This is a genomic window from Flavobacterium sp. 21.1, from assembly GCF_057801535.1.
The window spans coordinates 35,520-55,028 of sequence record NZ_JBYNXA010000004.1; the positions used below are offsets into that span (position 1 = coordinate 35,520).

The 19,509-nt window shown below is 38.5% G+C and carries 19 protein-coding genes; 13 read left to right on the forward strand and 6 right to left on the reverse strand.

Annotated features, from left to right (window positions below; translation table 11 throughout):
• Positions 1-11: 11 nt before the first annotated feature.
• Together AC3E9U_RS09635 and AC3E9U_RS09640 are read left to right on the forward strand one after the other, a co-directional pair.
• The gene (locus AC3E9U_RS09635) at positions 12-404 is read left to right on the forward strand and encodes a hypothetical protein (RefSeq protein WP_488746707.1); all 393 of its coding nucleotides are present in this window, start codon (positions 12-14) and stop codon (positions 402-404) included.
• Positions 405-452: 48 nt separating this feature from the next.
• Entirely contained in the window at positions 453-887 is a 435-nt protein-coding gene (locus AC3E9U_RS09640; RefSeq protein ID WP_488746708.1) for a JAB domain-containing protein, read from the forward strand.
• A gap of 135 nt (positions 888-1,022) precedes the next feature.
• On the opposite strand, the gene AC3E9U_RS09645 is transcribed toward AC3E9U_RS09640, so the two are convergent.
• Positions 1,023-1,259, reverse strand: coding sequence for a helix-turn-helix domain-containing protein (locus tag AC3E9U_RS09645; RefSeq protein ID WP_488746709.1), 237 nt, complete (start codon positions 1,257-1,259; stop codon positions 1,023-1,025).
• A 158-nt stretch (positions 1,260-1,417) separates the two neighbouring features.
• Between AC3E9U_RS09645 and AC3E9U_RS09650 the strand changes: the two genes are divergently transcribed.
• Entirely contained in the window at positions 1,418-2,224 is an 807-nt protein-coding gene (locus AC3E9U_RS09650; protein WP_488746710.1) for a hypothetical protein, read from the forward strand.
• 50 nt (positions 2,225-2,274) lie between these two features.
• Positions 2,275-2,631, forward strand: a complete 357-nt coding sequence (locus AC3E9U_RS09655) for a hypothetical protein (protein ID WP_488746711.1) — start codon at positions 2,275-2,277, stop codon at positions 2,629-2,631.
• Between the two features lie 136 nt (positions 2,632-2,767).
• Here AC3E9U_RS09655 and AC3E9U_RS09660 read toward each other — a convergent pair whose 3' ends face one another.
• The 5 genes from AC3E9U_RS09660 to gldJ form a co-directional block, all read right to left on the reverse strand.
• Positions 2,768-3,361 (reverse strand): hypothetical protein, encoded by a 594-nt coding sequence (locus AC3E9U_RS09660; RefSeq protein WP_488746712.1) that lies wholly within the window; start codon positions 3,359-3,361, stop codon positions 2,768-2,770.
• Positions 3,348-3,851, reverse strand: coding sequence for an RNA polymerase sigma factor (locus tag AC3E9U_RS09665; RefSeq protein WP_488746713.1), 504 nt, complete (start codon positions 3,849-3,851; stop codon positions 3,348-3,350). The genes AC3E9U_RS09660 and AC3E9U_RS09665 overlap by 14 nt, the downstream gene beginning before the upstream one ends.
• Before the next feature lie 18 nt (positions 3,852-3,869).
• Complete coding sequence (locus tag AC3E9U_RS09670) at positions 3,870-4,727, reverse strand: alpha/beta fold hydrolase (protein ID WP_488746714.1); 858 nt, start codon at positions 4,725-4,727, stop codon at positions 3,870-3,872.
• Between the two features lie 124 nt (positions 4,728-4,851).
• A complete protein-coding gene (locus AC3E9U_RS09675; RefSeq protein ID WP_488746715.1) occupies positions 4,852-6,135 on the reverse strand; it encodes a UDP-N-acetylmuramoyl-tripeptide--D-alanyl-D-alanine ligase in 1,284 nt (427 codons plus the stop codon).
• A 71-nt stretch (positions 6,136-6,206) separates the two neighbouring features.
• Positions 6,207-7,919 (reverse strand): gliding motility lipoprotein GldJ, encoded by a 1,713-nt coding sequence (gene gldJ, locus AC3E9U_RS09680; protein WP_488746716.1) that lies wholly within the window; start codon positions 7,917-7,919, stop codon positions 6,207-6,209.
• 212 nt (positions 7,920-8,131) lie between these two features.
• On the opposite strand from gldJ, the gene porU reads away from it, so the two are divergent.
• The 9 genes from porU to AC3E9U_RS09725 all read left to right on the forward strand — a co-directional run bounded on the left by porU (position 8,132) and on the right by AC3E9U_RS09725 (position 19,507).
• Positions 8,132-12,001 (forward strand): type IX secretion system sortase PorU, encoded by a 3,870-nt coding sequence (gene porU, locus AC3E9U_RS09685; RefSeq protein WP_488746717.1) that lies wholly within the window; start codon positions 8,132-8,134, stop codon positions 11,999-12,001.
• Between the two features lie 38 nt (positions 12,002-12,039).
• Complete coding sequence (gene porV, locus AC3E9U_RS09690) at positions 12,040-13,215, forward strand: type IX secretion system outer membrane channel protein PorV (RefSeq protein WP_488746718.1); 1,176 nt, start codon at positions 12,040-12,042, stop codon at positions 13,213-13,215.
• A 73-nt stretch (positions 13,216-13,288) separates the two neighbouring features.
• Complete coding sequence (locus AC3E9U_RS09695) at positions 13,289-13,771, forward strand: cytidine deaminase (RefSeq protein ID WP_488746719.1); 483 nt, start codon at positions 13,289-13,291, stop codon at positions 13,769-13,771.
• Positions 13,772-13,867: 96 nt separating this feature from the next.
• Positions 13,868-14,866 carry a pyruvate dehydrogenase (acetyl-transferring) E1 component subunit alpha gene (gene pdhA / locus AC3E9U_RS09700; protein WP_488746720.1) on the forward strand — a complete coding sequence of 333 codons (999 nt, stop codon included), beginning with the start codon at positions 13,868-13,870 and terminating at the stop codon, positions 14,864-14,866.
• Between the two features lie 6 nt (positions 14,867-14,872).
• Positions 14,873-16,507, forward strand: a complete 1,635-nt coding sequence (locus AC3E9U_RS09705; RefSeq protein ID WP_488746721.1) for a pyruvate dehydrogenase complex dihydrolipoamide acetyltransferase — start codon at positions 14,873-14,875, stop codon at positions 16,505-16,507.
• 146 nt (positions 16,508-16,653) lie between these two features.
• Positions 16,654-17,331: an SDR family NAD(P)-dependent oxidoreductase gene (locus tag AC3E9U_RS09710; RefSeq protein ID WP_488746722.1), complete on the forward strand. Its 678-nt coding sequence runs from the start codon at positions 16,654-16,656 to the stop codon at positions 17,329-17,331.
• Positions 17,332-17,931: a SprT-like domain-containing protein gene (locus tag AC3E9U_RS09715; protein WP_488746723.1), complete on the forward strand. Its 600-nt coding sequence runs from the start codon at positions 17,332-17,334 to the stop codon at positions 17,929-17,931. It begins immediately after the preceding gene.
• Positions 17,932-17,956: 25 nt separating this feature from the next.
• Entirely contained in the window at positions 17,957-18,412 is a 456-nt protein-coding gene (locus AC3E9U_RS09720; RefSeq protein ID WP_488746724.1) for a hypothetical protein, read from the forward strand.
• A 30-nt stretch (positions 18,413-18,442) separates the two neighbouring features.
• Positions 18,443-19,507 (forward strand): mannose-1-phosphate guanylyltransferase, encoded by a 1,065-nt coding sequence (locus AC3E9U_RS09725; protein ID WP_488747152.1) that lies wholly within the window; start codon positions 18,443-18,445, stop codon positions 19,505-19,507.
• The last annotated feature ends 2 nt before the right edge of the window (positions 19,508-19,509 follow it).

Consider the following 19,509-nt stretch of genomic DNA (forward strand, 5'->3'; position numbering starts at 1 on the left):
AATCAAACAAAATGGTAAGAATTGTAAACTATTTAAAAAGACAAACAGAGGAAAAAGATTTCTTTGTTTTAGAAGTTCAAGGAGGTGTTGAAATGGTATTAAGTCATAGTTCAGGAAGGTATTATGCTACAGCTAAAAGGGCTTATGTTTCTTCTACTTTTGATGAGGTAACTTGTAAAGCCTTAGTTGGAACTGAAATGCCTGGTAGTGTTGTTAAAGTAGATTGTGCCCCTTATGAGTACACCAACAAAGATACTGGTGAAATATTCACTTTGAGCCACAACTATCAGTACACTCCTGAAGAAGGTGTTCTTTCAAGGGAAGATAAAGCTATTCAGAAACTATTTGGAGATGAAATCCAACTATCTCGAAATGAAATTCAATTAGAAGAGCAGACAATGTAAGTAACAAAGGATGCGCTCATTTTGGGCGCATTTTATTTTTCAAAGTTTATGGAAGTATCAGAAATTAAAGTTTCGTACACAAATCATAATCCTGATAGGATTAAAGTGACAAATAGCCAAATCTTATTCGAATTGATTATAAGACAATGGAATAAGGATATTATTGAATTGCAGGAAGAAGTAAAAGTTATACTACTCAATAGAGCCAATATTGTGATTGGAATATACGAAATGTCTAAAGGGGGTATAAGTGGGAGCATTGTGGATAATAAGATTATTCTAGCTGTGGCTTTAAAATGCAATGCTACTAGTATAGTGTTAATACATAATCATCCTAGTGGGAATTTAAATCCTAGTGAACAGGATAAAGTAATTACTAAAAAGTTGAAAAATGCTTGCGAAGTACTAGATTTAACTCTTCTAGATCATTTAATTATTACAAAGGAGGCTTACTTCAGCTTTAGTGATAATGGAATTATCTAAAGTTGCAAGAATTGCAAAGTTTGCAATTTCTGCAGAGATGAATTGCATGAGCATGCTACAAGATATATTATGAGGTGTAGAAGGAATTTTGTCTAGCTATAGTTCTCTTTGCTACAGTATATAAATAGCTAAATTTTATTTTTTAAGCTTTTCTGTAGCAACTAAATCAGTAATAGTCACTTCTAGTGCTTCTGCAATTCTGTAAAGAGTAAATACAGTTGGATTTGTTCTGCCTGATTCAATCCTTGAAATGTTTGTTGTATCTATTTTTCCTTGCATTTTTCCAACTAAATCAACTTGAGATAAACCTTTACTAACTCGAATATCCTGAATTCTTTTCCCTACAATTTTTAGTAATTCTGACTTTTCCATATTGACATATTTGGCAAGTCAAATCAACTGGTTATATTTGTGTATATAAATGTCATATATGGCAATTTTAGAACGTAAATGCATATTCACTTTAAAAATTTGTAATAGGGTGGACTTACCCTTTTACTTTAAGAAATTAATACTAAATGATTTTAACTATGAGGAAAATACTAGCTGCTGTGATACTGGTTTTATTATATGGATGTAATAGAATAGATAAAAATGAACTAAAAGTTGTTGCTGGTGTTCAGCTGGGTTTAAAACCAGAAGATTATAAAAAACAATGTGATAGTTTAAATTTGAAATCAACATCATTTTATACAAAAATGTTTTTTACAAGTTCAAATGAAGTATCAAATTCTAAGATTAAAACTTATTATACAGATATTTTTGATTTCTCAGAATATGTAAATTCTAAAAATAATATTCATCATTATGCATTGTTAGTTCCAGAGAAGGATAAAGATTATAATAATATAACTTCAATTTACATGCTATTAGGGCATACTAATGGAGCTATTGGGATTAAAAATAATGGTGAGTTGTTTGATTTGACAAAAGCAACTTATTGTAGTGCTTTTAATCAGGATATTACAACAGGAGTCTTGGATAAAATTGAGGCATTGCTTGTTAAGAAGTATGGTAAGCCAAATTATGACTCTGTAGAAGAAAACAAATTTTACAAGTTGGAAGGTTCAGGGGCATATCCCAAAGTTCATAGTGAAGGTTTTGGAAAGAAGAGTATTTGGGTTACAGACAATTTTAAAGTAACTTATTTTAAAGGCTTTGAAAATAAAACTGCATCATTTAACAAGTTGGAGAAAAACTATAGTTATTCATTAAAAGGAAGTGTAATTGGTCTTAATGCTGTAGAGTTTTACACTAATCAATTTGCATACATAAAGTACGAGTTAAATGATGAAATTAAGAAAGAGCTTTTTAAGGAATATGAAATTGAACTTTGATTGCTCCTACATATTTAAAAAGTAGTATTAATATTATTTAAAATTCAGAAATGAAATATCCAGACATACCCTTCAAAATAGGAATGGAGTATGAAAATTGGGAATTTGATTTGGAGATTATACTAGATAGGATAGAGGGGTATGATAGTTACAGATATATTGGGAATGAGTTTAATAGTTTTCTGAATTATTCTACAGATGAAACTGAACTAATTTTCAGTTATGATATTTTAGTAGCTGTAATTATTAAATTTAAATATAAATCTATAAACTGTAGAGAGAAATTATCTGATTATGCACAAAACAATAAAATTCTTATTGTTGAGGTAGAAGCATTGAGAAGCTTGTTTTTTATTATTGCAAAATCTAGTGTCAAAAGAGAAATTTATTACTCTTTATTAGTGTAAAAATGATAAAAAGGCATTTTTTTAGGTATACCCTATTTTGTGTCCCTTGTAAAGTATTGATAAAACTGAGAGGGTTGGAGGGGGTTCGAACCCCTCATCGCCCACAAAAAAAAGCACTTCAAACGAAGTGCTTTTTTTATTTCTCGTAATTTTGTTCCATTTCTTTCAGTGCATCAATAATGCCCTGCGTACGTGCATATTCTTTGGCCTTTTGTTTTTTGCCTAAATAAAAGTAGGCAAATAGCATCCAGGCGATGTAAACAGTAAGTACTACAGTTTTTAGTAGTGCAGACATCGGTGCCATAACTTCAATGAAGTAAAATACAAAAGCCAGATTGAGCAACAGGAAGTAAGTTACGGTGACTTTAGTTCCGACGAATTGCTGGAATTTATAAAACTGCTCCAAATCCGAGATGGTTTTTGAAGGTACGTCAGTTACGTTGATTCGTTTTAACCATAGCATTTGGTGTAAGCGAAGAGCTGCAAAACCAAAGACGCAAAGAAACATCAACGCAATTCCGATATAAGTCGTAATCATTTTGAAATCGATTACGCGTACTACCCAAACAATTCCAATTAACGAAGCTAGGAGGGTGAGAATCTGGAGCAGCATTTTATTCGCAAACTGCTGTTTTTCTTTCTTGGCTTTTTCTATGATGACGGAAACATCGGGAAGGGAACTTGGCTTCTGTTGTTTCCATAGGTTCTGTAATTTATCAAATTCGTTCATACTTTGCGTAAATGGTGCTTAATTGATGTTTGATGCGGTGGATTTTTACCCTAAGATTTCCTTCTGAAATAGAAGTGATTTCTGCGATTTCCGGATAAGGAACTTCTTCCAGTAAAAGCGTGATGACCAGACGGTCGGCTTCCGAAAGTTCGCTGATACATTTATATAAAAGCTGGATTTGCTGTTCTTTTTCATCGGTTTCATCCTCTCTTTTAATAACGGCTTTGTCAATATCCACTTTGTTTTTAAACTTCTCTGCGCGGAAGTGCTGTAGGCAGGTATTCATCGCGATCCGGTAGATCCAGGTGCTAATCTGGGATTCGGCTCTGAATCTATCATGGTTTTGCCATACTTTGATAAATATTTCCTGCAGTAAGTCGTCGGCCAACATTGCGTCTCCTGTGTATCCCAAACAAAGTCGATGAATCTTCGGAGAATAGGTGTCGTAGAGTTCCTTGAACTGCTTTTCCTGTTGATTACTTGTGGTCACTTTTTATGGGGTTGTGTTTTATTTTGACTGTAAAAAATTGTCGATTTCGCTATAAAACCATTCCGGCTGATCATACATGATAAAGTGTTTTGAATCGGCTACCTTGATCGTTTTGTTTTTTAATTCTGCATATTGCATGGTGTATTCCTTTTCACTGGCCTCTTTGGAACCCCATAGACTTGCGATGACTAAGATAGGGGATTTTATATTGGCGATGTCTTTTCTTAAATCGGTTGTGGACATTTCGATTATTGTGCTGCCTAATGTAGATCTGTCACTTTTGAAGCTCCACTCGGCTATTTGTTTTGCGCGGATCGAATCGCTTACCTGGTATAACATTGCTTTTGTCATGCTTTTGACGTAACCATCGGTGGGAATAGCTTTGAAATTGTTGATAACCGCTTCTTTGTTGTATTGAGGTTGTGTTTTCAGATCTTCTGCTTTGGTTTCGGGTTTTCCCACTGCGGAAACAAATGGTAGTCCGTCTACGCATATACTTTTTCCAAACAGATCCGGCTCTGTGCTTTGTAGCCAAAGTGTCATGAAGGCTCCCAAACTGTGGCCGATCAGAATCGGCTTCTTCATTTTGTTTGCTTTTACATAACCGATGATTTCGTTACGGACGGTTTTCAGGATGTCTTCGTTTTGAATTGGTTTAGCTCCTCCAAATCCGGCTATCGTTATTACGTGTAACTGATACTTGTTTTTAAGATGGTCTACCGTTTCGTTCCAAACTTCTCCGGTGCAAGAGTATCCCGGAATAAGGATTGCGGGAGTTCCTTTTCCTGTAACTTTAACTTCAAAGGAAGGGTGTTCTTGTGCGAATACATTTAACGCAGCTAAAATTGCCAGTAGAGAGATGATCAATTTTTTCATAATATGTTTTTTTAAGTTTTTAATTGAATTTCTCTTTGGATGCAACTGTAGTAGTATTGTTACAAATAAAATGGCATTTTTTTTAATTAAATTAAAAAAGCCGCTGTTTATGCGGCTTTTAAGGTTATAAAATTTCTAAAGTTCGTTCGAGAGCCATGCCTCTGGAGCCTTTTATGAGTATGGTTTTTTTATTTGGTTTGCTGTCTTTGAAGGCTTCTGAAAAACTTTCGAAAGTCTCATAGAAATGCAGATGACTTCTGTTTTCTTTGTTGGCATAAAAATCTTTACCAACAAAATAGGTTTCAATTTGAGTCTGGTTTAGGAGTAGGTTGATGACTTTTTGATGTTCATCAAGGCTCTCTTGGCCCAATTCAAACATGTCACCTAAAATCGCAATTTTATCGTTGCCATCCAGTTGAATAAAATTTTCTATAGCGGCAGCCATACTGCTTGGATTGGCATTGTATGCGTCTAATATGATATGGTTTTCATTCTTCTCTAGTAGTTGCGAGCGGTTGTTTGCCGGAATGTAGTCTTCGATCGCCTGTTTGATGTCGCTATCGTCTACATTGAAGTATTTTCCAATTGTAATGGCCGCATTGATGTTGTTCGCATTATAGATTCCGATTAGGTGCGAATTGATTTCCATGTTGTCAAATCCGATTTTAACCATTGGGTTGGCGGAAACGGAATTTATGCTGACATCACTGGTTTCGTTTGTTGAAAAAGTGTATCGGGTAAACGTTTCTGTTTTTTCTTTTTGGATTGTATCGTCAAGATTTACAAATACGGTTTTTTGGTTTTTTTCCAAATAATGGTAAAGCTCACTTTTTCCTTTAATTACCCCTTCAATTCCTCCAAAACCTTCCAAGTGTGCTTTTCCGAAATTGGTGATATAACCATAATCCGGTTCAGCGATTTCGCAAAGCATTTCAATTTCTTTTTGATGATTGGCGCCCATTTCGACAATACCAATATCGGTCGTGTCATTGAAAGAAAGTAGGGTTAACGGCACTCCAATATGGTTATTTAAATTACCAACCGTTGCTTTGGTGATGTATTTTTTTGAAAGGACTGTGTTGATCAGTTCTTTGGTCGTTGTTTTTCCGTTACTTCCTGTTAATGCTATTATAGGTAGGCCTAATTCCTGACGGTGGTAGTGGGCTAAATCCTGTAAAGCTTTTAAGCTGTCCGGGACAAGCAGCATTTTGTCTTCGTCTGTGAAGAATTTTTTGTTATCAATAATTGCAAAAGCTGCGCCGTTATTTAAGGCTTGCTGCGCAAATTCGTTAGCGTCGAAATTATCGCCTTTTAAGGCGACGAATAAACAGTCGGAAGTTATTTTGCGGGTATCAGTGCACACTCCGGTACTTTGTAAAAAGCATTGGTAGATGTCTTCTATTCTCATGTGAAATAGGTATAAAATAATAAAAGCCCTAAGTTAGGGCTTTTATTATAATTGTATGAAAATTTTAAAGATTAACCTCTCGGTTTTTTCTTATTGTCTTTTGGACCTACTTTAGACATTGCACAACGGAAACCGATGTAATCAGTAGCCATATCTTGTGGGTAATATCTTCTTGAAGCAGGATCTAACCAATAAGCTCTGTCTCTCCAAGATCCACCTTTGTAAACTCTTGCGTCATCATTTACAAGTGTAGTTCTCTTAGATGATTTGTCATATTGTCTCTTCATTGTTCCTAAACTGTCAACAGAGATCTGGTGTTTAGGTGAATCGTACATTCTTTTGTTATCAGCGCCTTTTTTATCTCCAGCTCCTTCGTCAGTATCTGCGAATTTGAAATAACGAGTTGATTGTTTATCACCATCTCTGTAGTTTCTGTTGTCAGAAGTAGAGAAGTTGTAACGTAAATAGGTTTCGTTTTCGTCAACCGGTACTTGTGCGATCTGACCAGGGAAATTTCTAGCCATTACTTTACCGTTGCTTAAAGTATCATATTTAACGCTTTCTTGTGTAACCATTTCAACTTTTCCGTCTTCACCAATTTTATTTTTGGTATAAACGTTACCTCTGAAGTAGTTGAAGTCGTTTGCTTCGTCGTCAACGATTGGACGATAAACGTCTTGTACCCATTCTGCTACGTTACCAGCCATGTCGTACAATCCAAAGTCATTCGGAGCGTAAGATTTAACTTTGTTAGTGATATCAGCACCGTCATCAGACCATCCTGCAATTCCTCCGTAATCTCCTTTACCTTGTTTGAAGTTGGCTAATTGATCACCTCTTTGCGCTCTTTTTCCGTTACGGGTATATTGTCCGTTCCAAGGGTATTTCTTTTTACCTTTATAAATGTTGTATTCTCTGATTCCGTTTAGAGATGTCGCAGCATATTCCCACTCAGCTTCAGTCGGTAGTCTGTATTCCGGTAAGATGATACCGGTTGATCTTTGAGCAAATACGTTTTTAGGCTCAATTGTTTTACCGTCTTTAGTTGTTTTAGGTTTTGCATTTTTACCTTTTTTAGCTCCTTTTCCACGGTATACGATGTCTTCGCTACCACCGCGCGCAGTAGATGGACTGGCTAAATAAGCTTCAGTGCTGAAGGTGTTTGTGCCGTCAACTTCATTGATTTTAGCATCTTTTTTCAAGTATTGCTCTCTTTCAAGGATAGCCTCGTTCACACGGTCAGTTCTCCATTTGCTGAATTCAGTCGCCTGAATCCAGTTAACACCAACTACCGGATAGCTTCCGTAAGCTGGGTGTCTTAAATAGTTGTTTGTCATCGTTTCGTTATATCCTAAACGATTTCTCCAAACTAAAGTATCAGGTAAAGCACCTGTATAGATGTTTTTGTAATTTTCGTCTTCTGGAGGGAATACGGTTTTTAACCAAAATAAGTATTCAGCATACATCATGTTGGTTACCTCGCTTTCATCCATGTAGAATGACTGTACGTGTTGTTGATTAGGTGTGTTGTTCCAGTCGTGCATCACGTCATCCTCAACTTTACCCATTGTAAAGGTTCCCCCTTCAATAGAAACCATTCCCGGAGGAGTTTCCTGCTTTTTGAACTTGTCGTTGTACTGAAAACCACCTTTTTTATCGTTGATTTTCCATCCAGTTGCTTGAGAACCCCCTTTGGACGACCCTTTTTTACTACAACTAGTAAAAGATGCTACCAGCGCTAGCGCAGCAAACATCTGTAAAGTCATAATTCTTCTAATTTTCATACTTCAATGTAGGTAATAAATTTAGTGCCGCAATATAGTAATTAACCATTAAACAGCAACACCTTTTTTACAAATTATTAAAAAAAATACAAATTCAGGTGAAACACCAATGTGATAACGCTTTCCGTCAATATATATTGTGTAAAATTAGCTATTGAAGAAAATATTTTTTCTATTTGTAATATCTTTAGAAATAAAACGTTTTCGATATAATGAAAAAGTGCCTGCTTCTTATACTGTTGATAGTTCCTTTTATATGTTTTAGTCAAGAAAAGGGAGATGTTGCCGTTGAATGGAAAACCGCGACAAATTATTATATTGATTCGATTCCGTTTCTTATTCCTCAGTTCGATGTAAAAAATATGGAGTTTAATCCGCTGGAAAAAACACTTATGTTTAGAAAGCGAATTCCGGTTACAACGATCATTGATGAAAATTCGCTGCAGGTTTCGAATATTATATATGAGTCCATTTCGAAAGAAGATTTAAAAGATCTGTCCTTCGCTAAACTTCCTTCAAAGCTGAATGCTGCTATTGATTATGTTGTGGGTAGGGATGTTGAAAGTGTCATGCTTTCTTTTTCTCCTATTATTAAGGAGGCCGGCGTTGTAAAAAAGGTAAAATCATTCTCCTATTCCTTTTCATCTTCGACTTCCGGAAAAACAAATGCGCAGAGAAATCCTATCGTTAATTCTGTTTTGGCCACAGGGGACTGGTATCGTTTTTATATTGAGAAATCGGGCGTATATAAATTGTCGAAAAGTTTTTTACAGCAGTTAGGTTTGAATGTTAATGTAGATCCACGAAGGATAAAAATCTACGGAAATGGAGGAAGAATGATACCGTTGCTTAACTCCGTACCCTATCCGATGGATCTGCAGGAGAACGCCGTTCAGGTAATAGGGGAAAGTGACGGCTCTTTTGACAATGATGATTATGTTATTTTTTATGCAGAAGGTGTGGATGTCTGGAATAATGACAGCGACACCAGTGTTAATTTATATGATTCCAAGTCCTATTATTATGTTACCACTCAGGGTGGCAACGGAAAGCGAATCGATCTTAATGTCCAGCCTGTAGCTGCGGCGGATATGGTTTTTACCGACTTTGATGATTATAAATACCATGAGGTGGACAAGATCAATGTAGGTCGTTTGGGAAGAAAATGGGTGGGGGAAAATTTCAATATAGAAAATGTTCAGTCTTTCGATTTCAGTTTTCCGAATCTTGTAACTGCGACACCTGTTAAAATTAAGGTTAATGCGGTATCGGCTTCTTTCGGATCCAGTACTTTTAAAATTAAGGCGGGCGGTCAGAATCTGACCACTATGGCTTTTGCTGCCTTAGAGGCTGGGGTTCATGTCTCGGCCTATGAACAGGTTTTTGAAGGAACATTTTCTGCTTCTTCCTCTACGGTTTCTGTTGAATTGGAATATAATAACGGAGGTGTACCGTCGTCTAACGGTTACTTGGATAATATCCGATTGATAGCCAAAAGGAAACTGCAAGGTTATGGACAGCAGTTTTTGTTTCAGAATGATTTAGCAGGAACTAATATTGGTGTGGGTGAATATCAGTTAACAAGTGCAGGTGGGATTTCGCAGGTTTGGGATGTAACAGACATCTATAATGTGACTAAAATTCAGAATGCAGGTCAGTCAAATTTTTCCTTTAAAGCTGCTTTGGGAGAAGTAAAGCGATATGTGGCTGTGGATTTTAATAATTTATATACACCTGTCAATCAATCGAATGCCAGAATAGCAAATCAGAATCTGAAAGGAACGATTTTTAATAACGCTCAAGGAGTGCCCGCGGATATTGATTATCTGATAGTGACGCCATCATCATTAAAATCCCAAGCAGAACGATTGGCTGATTTTCATCGCAATTATTCTAATTTGAACGTTAAGGTGGTGACTTTGGGTTCTATTTATCAGGAGTTTTCCTCTGGTAAGCAGGATATCGGTGCTATCCGAAATTTCATAAAATACATTTATACCAGTTATCCGACTTATCCGGCTCCGGCGGGAAAAATCAAATATGTGAATCTTTTTGGGGATGCTTCGTTTGATTACAAAGACCGGATTTATGGGAATACAAACGTGGTTCCGGTGTTCGAGTCATTATTTCATGTTCCGCCTTCTACAAGTGGTTTGTCCGATAATTTCTCAAATTACCTTACTTTCATGTCGGACGATTTTTTTGTGCTGATGAATGATGATGAGGGAGATATGGTTATACCTAAAGATCTTGATATCGCAGTGGGACGTATGTTGGTCAGTTCGCCGCAACAGGCGGATGAAATGGTTAATAAGATAATCGAGTACCATGACGAGAAATCGTTCGGAAGATGGCGAAACCGCTATGTGATCATTTCCGATGATGCTGAAAATACTACAGATGCCACATTGCAGCAGAATTTGGATAACCTGGCCGAGGAGCTTTACAGTCAAAAGAAATTCATCAATGTGAAGAAGATTCACTCTGATTCTTACATACAGGTTACCGCAGCCGGAGGAGAGCGCTATCCGTCAGTGAATACGGATATTGTTAATGAAATGGAAAGTGGCGGATTGGTTTTTAACTATTTTGGACACGGAGGTGAGGATGGCCTGGCTCAGGAACGACTTTTTGATAAAGCCATGGCCCAAAATCTGAAAAACAGATTCCGATATCCGCTGTTTGTTACCATTACCTGTGAGTTTACCCGTTTCGATAATCCGTACAGACCGACGGCAGGGGAATACATGTATTGGAATAAGGCCGGAGGCGCCGTTGCATTGGTGACCACGACAAGGGAAATTGGGATAACTACTGGAGAAGATATCAACGAAATTCTGAATTCGAAATTGTTTGCCTTCGGATCTAATAACTATGTTACAATTGGAGAAGCGCTGCGTCAAACTAAAAATTTATCGGCCAACAGGGATAGGAATGTGGTTTTTTGTGTTGGTGATCCGGCCCTGAAATTAGCAATTCCAAAACCAAAAGTAAGGCTTACAAAAATCAATGATGTGCCAATAACGCAGCCGACAGATACCTTAGAAGCCTTGAGTTATATTAAGATGGCCGGTGAGGTTGTGGATGAATTCGATAATCTGCAGTCGGATTATAACGGAGATCTGGCGGTTCAGATCTTTGATAAAGACATCAACAGAAGGACATTGGGGAATGATGGCACCACGAATAGTAGTAATCAGTTGATTATTATGGATTTCAGAACGCTGGGCGAAACAGTTTTCAGAGGAAATGCTTCTGTAGCCAACGGTCAGTTTGAATTCGGCTTTATCGTGCCAAGGGACATCAGAATTCCCGTAGGAACCGGAAGGGTGAGTTTTTATGCGAAGAATAATGCTTTGGTTGATAATACCGGTCATGATTTATCGATTAAAGTGGGCGGAATTAATGAAAATGCAGTGGCTGATAATTTACCACCAAGAATCCGCTTGTACATGAATGACGAATCGTTTGTTTCGGGTGGGATTACTAATGCATCGCCTATATTTCTGGCTTTTCTTGAGGATGAGAACGGAATCAATACGGCGAGCGGTATCGGTCATGATATAGTTGCCATTCTGGATGGTAATGAGAATAAGCCTTATATTCTGAATGATTATTATGAAACCCAGCCGAACGATTACACGAAAGGTAAGGTGCGTTATCCTTTCCGAAATTTAGCGAAAGGACTGCATACGTTAACGCTTAAGGTTTGGGATGTGTATAATAATTATGCTACTGCCGATATTCAGTTTGTTGTAATGGGCGATGAAGATGTCGCGCTTTCCAATGTGCTGAATTACCCGAATCCGTTTGTTAATTATACGGAGTTTTGGTTTTCGCATAACCGTCCGTTCGATCCGCTCGATGTTCAGGTTCAGATTATGACAATTACAGGTAAAGTTGTGAAGACGATCAATCAGTCAGTAACAACAGAGGGCTTTTTATGCCGTAGCATCAAATGGGACGGTAAAGATGATTTTGGAGATAAAATCGGAAAAGGAGTTTATGTTTATAAACTCACCGTAAAATCATTAAGTTCGAATAAAACGGCTGAAAAGATTGAGAAACTTGTAATACTTTAAGAAAATAGTATATTTGTTGAATAAATTCTTGTAAAAAAATGAAAAAAATAGCCATAGTGTCCTTGTTCCTGTTTGTGCTTCAATCAGTTACTGCGCAGGAAAATGTGATTACGACAGGAGTTCCTTTTTTGCTGATTTCGGCAGATGCCCGTGCGGCAGGTGTTGCTGATATGGGAGCGGCCACTTCAGCGGATGTTTTTTCACAACAGTATAATCCTTCAAAATATGCGTTTGCACCTTCCAAATATGGATTTTCGGTAAGTTACACACCTTACCTGACAAGTATTGCGAATGATATTTCACTAGGACAGGTTACTTTTTACGATCGTTTTAACGAGCGTAGTGCTTTTGCAACAAGTTTGCGTTATTTTGGTTTAGGGGATATTGAATTAAGAGAAACGGGTGATCCTAATGAGGTGCCAAGAACGGTAAGTCCGAATGAATTGGCTTTTGATCTTTCTTATTCATTGAAATTAAGCGATCAGTTTTCCATGGGGATAGCAGGTCGTTATATTCGTTCCAATTTAAAAATTCCTGATGGTAACACTGATGCTTCTGCGGCTAATTCATTTGCGGTGGATGTTTCCGGATTTTACCAGTCGGAAGAATTTGCACTGAGTGATTTTAATGCAAAATACCGTATCGGATTGAACCTTCAGAATATGGGTCCGAAAATTTCCTACGATGGGGATGTTGAAAGAAGTTCCAATTTTCTTCCGGCGAACTTTAAATTGGGAGGTAGCTTTGATTTTATTTTAGACGAGTATAACAAGATTACAGCGCTTGGAGAAATTAACAAACTAATGGTTCCGACGCCACAGGAAGTTGGAGATGAAGATGGTGATGGTGATATCGATAATACAGATTATGGTTTGGCTAATGAGGAGTACAGAAAGATTGGATGGTTTGAAGGGATCTTTAAATCGTTTGGTGATGCTCCGGGAGGATTTAGCGAAGAAATGAAAGAGATCGCCTGGTCATTGGGAGCTGAATATTGGTATCAGGAATCCTTCGCTTTCAGAACGGGATATTTCCACGAAAGTCCGGATAAAGGTGCGAGACAATATGCAACTATCGGTGCCGGGTTTAAATACAATGCTGTAAAAGTGGATGTTTCTTATCTGTTCTCCACATCAACTGTTAGAAATCCGTTAGAAAACACATTGCGTTTCTCGCTTTCGTTCAGTTTCGGAGATTCCTATGATGAATATTAGTAAAAGAAAATAATAAATAAAAAATCCAAACTTGTAATGAGTTTGGATTTTTTGTCTGTAATAATTTGAGCAAATGAAGAATATTAATGTAACGGCCTCATTTAACATTTATGATTCTGTTGACGAACTGGCTGCGGAAGTACGAGATTTGATGATACAGGCTGTGGCTGTCCGTAAAAAAGCATATGCGCCTTACTCAAAATTCAGGGTGGGTGCGGCAATTCTATTGGATAACGGAAAGGTGGTTTTGGGTTCCAATCAAGAGAATGCGGCCTATCCATCCGGTTTATGTGCTGAACGTGTGGCTATTTTTCACGCCGGAGCAATTTATCCGGAGGCGAAAATTTTGAAAATGGCGATTTCGGCTACTGCTGACGGTAAAGAGATAGCTGAACCTATTCCTCCCTGCGGAGCGTGCCGTCAATCCATAGCGGAATATGAAATCCGTCAGGACGTGCCGATCGAGATTTATTTTATGGGTGCTGTCGGGGAAGTATTCAAATCCGACTCGCTGAAAAATTTACTGCCGTTGATGTTTGATAAAAACTTTTTGTAAAAAGAGTAATTTAATGGGTTTAAATTTTCAGGTCTTAACGGGATGTGTTATTTTTGCCCTTCGCAAAATTGTGTAACAAAGCTTAAAGGAGCAACAATGAAACCAATTACAAAAGAAGTTTACCTTAAATGGTACGAAGACATGCAGTTCTGGAGAAAGTTCGAAGACAAACTCGCTGCATTATACATTCAACAGAAAGTTCGCGGTTTTTTGCATTTATATAACGGACAAGAGGCGGTATTAGCAGGTGCTTTACATGCCATGGACTTATCTAAAGACAAAATGATCACTGCTTACCGTAACCACGTTCAGCCAATCGGAATGGGAACTGATCCCAAAAAAGTTATGGCGGAATTGTTAGGGAAAGTGACCGGAACATCAAAAGGGATGGGAGGGTCAATGCACATTTTCGATAAAGAGCACGGTTTTTACGGTGGCCACGGAATCGTTGGTGCGCAAATTCCGGTAGGTGCCGGAATCGCTTTTGCTGACAAATATTTCGGAACGGGCGGAGTAACATTGACTTATTTCGGTGACGGAGCTGCTCGTCAGGGATCCCTTCATGAAGCATTCAATATGGCGATGTTGTGGAAACTTCCTGTAGTTTTCATTGTTGAAAATAACGGTTATGCAATGGGTACGTCTGTCGAAAGAACGGCGAATCATACGGATATATGGAAATTAGGATTAGGATATGAAATGCCATGCGGACCGGTTGATGCCATGAACCCGATCAAAGTTGCTGAAGCGATGCACGAAGCTATTGAAAGAGCTCGTCGCGGCGACGGACCAACATTCTTGGAAATGAAAACATACCGATACAGAGGTCACTCAATGTCGGATGCGCAACACTACAGAACCAAAGAAGAGGTGGATGAGTACAGAAAGATCGACCCGATCACTCAGGTTCTTGATATCATCAAAGAAAATAAATATGCATCGGATGCGGAAATCGAAGCTATCGATCAAAGAGTAAAAGATTTGGTAGAAGAGTGTGAAAAATTCGCCGAAGAATCTCCGTTCCCTGAAGTAAACCAACTGTACGATGTGGTTTACGAACAGAATAATTATCCATTTATTCCACATAAATTATAATCGATTATGGCAGTAGTAATTACAATGCCGCGTTTGAGCGACACCATGACCGAAGGCGTTGTGGCAACTTGGCTGAAAAAAGTTGGGGATGTTGTTAAAGAAGGTGATATCCTTGCCGAAATTGAAACGGACAAAGCTACGATGGAGTTTGAATCGTTCAATGCAGGAACGCTTTTACATATTGGAATTCAGGAAGGAGAATCTGCTCCGGTAGATTCACTTTTAGCAATTATCGGTGCTCCGGGGGAAGATATTTCTGCTTTATTGAGCGGAAGTAGTTCAGCTCCAAAAGCGGAAGCGGCGCCTGCAGCCGAAACTAAATCGGAAGCAAAAGAGGAGGCTAAAACTGAAGCTCCTAAAGCTGCTGCGGCACTTCCTGCAGGAGTGAAAGTCGTAACCATGCCACGTTTAAGTGATACCATGACGGACGGAACCGTTGCAACTTGGTTGAAAAAAGTTGGCGATGAAGTTAAAGAAGGGGATATCCTTGCAGAAATTGAAACAGATAAAGCAACAATGGAATTTGAGTCTTTCAATTCCGGAACGCTTTTATATATCGGTGTTAACGAAGGGCAGACGGCTCCGGTTGACAGTATTTTAGCAATTATTGGTCCAGCGGGAACAGATGTTTCCGGTGTGGCAGAGTCTTTCAAAGCAGGTGGTTCTGCTGAAGCTCCGGCTGCTGAAAAAACTGCTGAAACAAAAACAGAAGCTCCAACAGCTGCGCCGGTTCAAAATACCAATGCAGGCGGAAGAGTTTTTGCTTCTCCATTGGCTAAGAAAATAGCGGCTGATAAAGGAATCGATTTGTCTCAGGTAAAAGGTACCGGTGAAAACGGAAGAATCGTGAAAAGCGACGTTGAAGGATTTACGCCTCAGGCTGCAGCTGCACCAGCAGCTTCTACTTCCGCAACAACAACTGCTGCTCCGGCTGTTAAACCATTTGTTCCGGCGGGAGAGAAATTCCAGGAGGAAATCAAAAATTCGCAAATGCGTAAAACGATCGCACGTCGTTTGGCAGAATCGAAATTCACTGCGCCTCATTACTACTTAACTATTGAAGTAGCAATGGACGAAGCAATGAATTCGAGAGCGGTGATCAATACAATTCCTGATACGAAAGTGTCGTTCAATGATATGGTGGTAAAAGCCTGTGCTATGGCTTTGAAAAAACATCCACAGGTAAATTCACAATGGCGAGAAGATGCGATGATCATCAATCATCATGTAAATATCGGTGTTGCCGTAGCTGTTGAAGACGGATTGGTTGTTCCGGTTCTGAACTTCACAGACCAAATGACATTATCTCAAATCGGTGCTAACGTAAAAGATTTAGCTGGCAAAGCGAAAAACAAAAAACTGACTCCTGCAGAAATGGAAGGAAGTACGTTTACGGTTTCCAACTTGGGTATGTTCGGAATTCAGTCGTTCACATCAATCATCAACCAACCAAATTCCGCTATTTTATCAGTAGGAGCTATCGAAGAAAAACCGGTAGTGAGAAACGGTCAGATTGTTGTTGGTAATACCATGACTGTTACTTTGGCTTGTGACCATAGAACGGTTGACGGTGCGACGGGTGCGCAGTTCCTGCAAACACTTAGACAGTATTTAGAAAATCCTGTAACAATGCTGGCATAAGCCGATTGTTCATAATAAATTAAATCCCGTTTTGAACTTCAGAACGGGATTTTTAGTATTTTAGTTTTTGAAATATCGTATTTGATATTATTGGTAATTGTTGACCAAATACAAATTCCACAGACCAATTATAAGACAACATTTCTATGAAAAATATTATCATTACCGGAACTTCCCGCGGCATCGGACGCGAATTAGCATTGTTGTTTGCCGCAGCCGGTCATCGGGTGTTATCGATTTCCAGGAAAATTGCTCCTGAATTGCTCGGAAATGAAAACATTACGTGCTTAAGTGTGGATTTGTCGTTAGAGGTGGATTTGGACCAGGTAACCCGATTTATCGAATCCGATTGGAAGCAGGTGGATATTGTGATTCACAATGCCGGATCGCTTTTGTCGAAATCGTTCGGCAAAATTTCTTCGGAAGAGTTTGAAAACGTATACAAAGTAAATGTTTTCGGTGTGGCCAATTTGACCCGCATCTGTCTTCCTTACTTTTCAAAAGGAAGTCATGTGGTAACAATCAGTTCCATGGGCGGAATTCAGGGCAGCATGAAGTTTCCGGGTCTTTCGGCCTACAGTTCCAGTAAAGGTGCGGTGATTACCTTATCGGAAGTGCTGGCGGAAGAATACAAAGAAAACGGCATCGCTTTTAATGTTCTGGCCTTAGGTGCGGTGCAGACGGAAATGCTACAGGAAGCTTTCCCCGGATATGTGGCACCAATTTCCGCAAAAGAAATGGCCGACTATATTTTTAACTTTGCACTTACCGGAAATAAATATTACAACGGAAAAGTGTTGCAGGTATCTTCAACTACGCCGTAAATGAAATCAGTTTTAGAAAAGTACATTCCGGAACATTCAGTTGATACGGTCTTTGAACTTATCAGGACAAATCACGTCCATCTGAAGATCGTGAACGAGCGCGTCACGCGACATGGTGATTACCGACGTCACCCTGATGGGTTTCATCAGATTACCGTTAACGCGAGTCTGAACAAGTACCGTTTTCTAATCACGCTGATTCATGAAATAGCCCATTTGGTGGCCTTTGAGAAATACGGGAGAAACATCAAACCGCACGGGGATGAGTGGAAACTGACTTTTCAGCGTCTGATGGTACCGTTTATTCGTCCCGAGATTTTCCCGTCGCAATTGCTGCCTTTACTGGCAAGACATTTCAGAAATCCAAAGGCGAGTAGTGATACTGACGCAACTTTGTCTTTAGCCTTGAAACAATTTGATCCGGTTAGCGATAAAAATTATATCTTTGAAATCCCCTACGGTAGTACTTTTCGGATTCATAACGGAAAGGTGTTTAAGAAAATAGCACTTCGTACCAAACGATACGAATGCATTGAGGTAAATTCGGGAAGAATTTATCTTTTTAATCCCAATGCAGAAGTGGAAGTTCTGCCAAGTTGATTTCGATAAAGAAGATTGATATCCTATGATTGTGAGAATATTAAAAAAACAACCCGATCTGTTGTTGCTTTTTACATCAGTGATTTGCTTCTTTATGATTTTTATATCCTATAAGGAAGACGCAACACTGGATATAAATGTGCATGATACGTATTTTGTAATTGCATATGGTTTGATCTTTGAAGTAGTTGCGGTTTTCTTTTTTATTCTTTTTGCAGTTTATAAAGCTTTTGATAAAATTGAAATTGAACTGTTCTCAGTGCTCAGTAAAATTCATATTTACGGAGCGGTAGTTTCGCTTGTCGGAATGTTTTTTCCGTATAATGTGTTTTTTGATGGCAGTCTTTCGCAAGGGAACGATTTTTTGGATGTAAATCTTATCATTGCTTTAAATGGGTTTTTGTTTTTATTGGTCCATTTAGCATTTGTATTTAATATAATTCTGGGAGTTTTTAAGAAGATTAGAACTCTGATAAAGTAGTAACACATGGTTACGCAACAAGTTAAGAAAATGAATAAAAATTATTACGCTATAGTGATGGCCGGTGGGGTAGGTTCCCGATTTTGGCCTGTGAGTACAACTGAATTTCCAAAACAGTTCCACGATATGTTGGGAACTGGTGAAACGCTGATCCAAAAAACATTCAGCCGTTTGTCGCAGTTGATTCCGAAAGAAAATATTTTGATCCTTACCAACGAGCTTTATAATGATTTGATTTTGGAGCAATTGCCGTCCATCAAACAGGAACAGATCGTACTTGAACCGGCGATGAGAAATACCGCTCCGTGTATTTTGTACGCTTCCTTAAAGATAAAGAAACAGAATCCGAATGCTGTGATGGTGGTGGCGCCAAGTGATCACTGGATCGAGGATGAACTGCAGTTTGTGGCCAATCTTCAACGTGCTTTTGATTTCTGCGAACGCGAAGACACCTTAATGACACTCGGGATTTTGCCGACCTTTCCAAATACAGGTTACGGCTATATCGAATACGATAAATTGGATTCGCGTCCGATCAAAAAAGTGGTTCAGTTCCGCGAAAAGCCGGACTATGCTACGGCCAGAAAGTTCATTCAGAGCCGAAATTTCCTTTGGAATGCCGGTATATTCGTATGGAGCGTACAGTCGGTGTTAAAAGCGTATGAGCATTTTAATCCGGTGATGTATTCGCAATTTATGGACGGATATGAGAGTCTGAATACGGATAACGAGAAATTGTTCATAAAAGAAAATTACCCGAATGCCGAAAATATTTCCGTCGATTATGCTATCCTCGAGAAAGCACAGAATGTATACGTTTTACCCGCAACATTCGACTGGAATGATTTAGGGACGTGGGGGTCTCTCTATGACAAACTTCCAAAAGATGAGCAGGAAAATGCTGTTGTTAACGCAACCGTTATATTGGAAAATGCATCTAATAATATAATTCGTACAGAAGGTAAAAAGCTTGTCGTTGTTGACGGGCTTCAGGATTTTATTATCGTCGACAAAGACGATGTATTGTTAATTTATCCGAAAGGGAAGGAGCAGGAGATTAAGAGGATAACGGCAATCGCAAACGAATTGAAATAAGT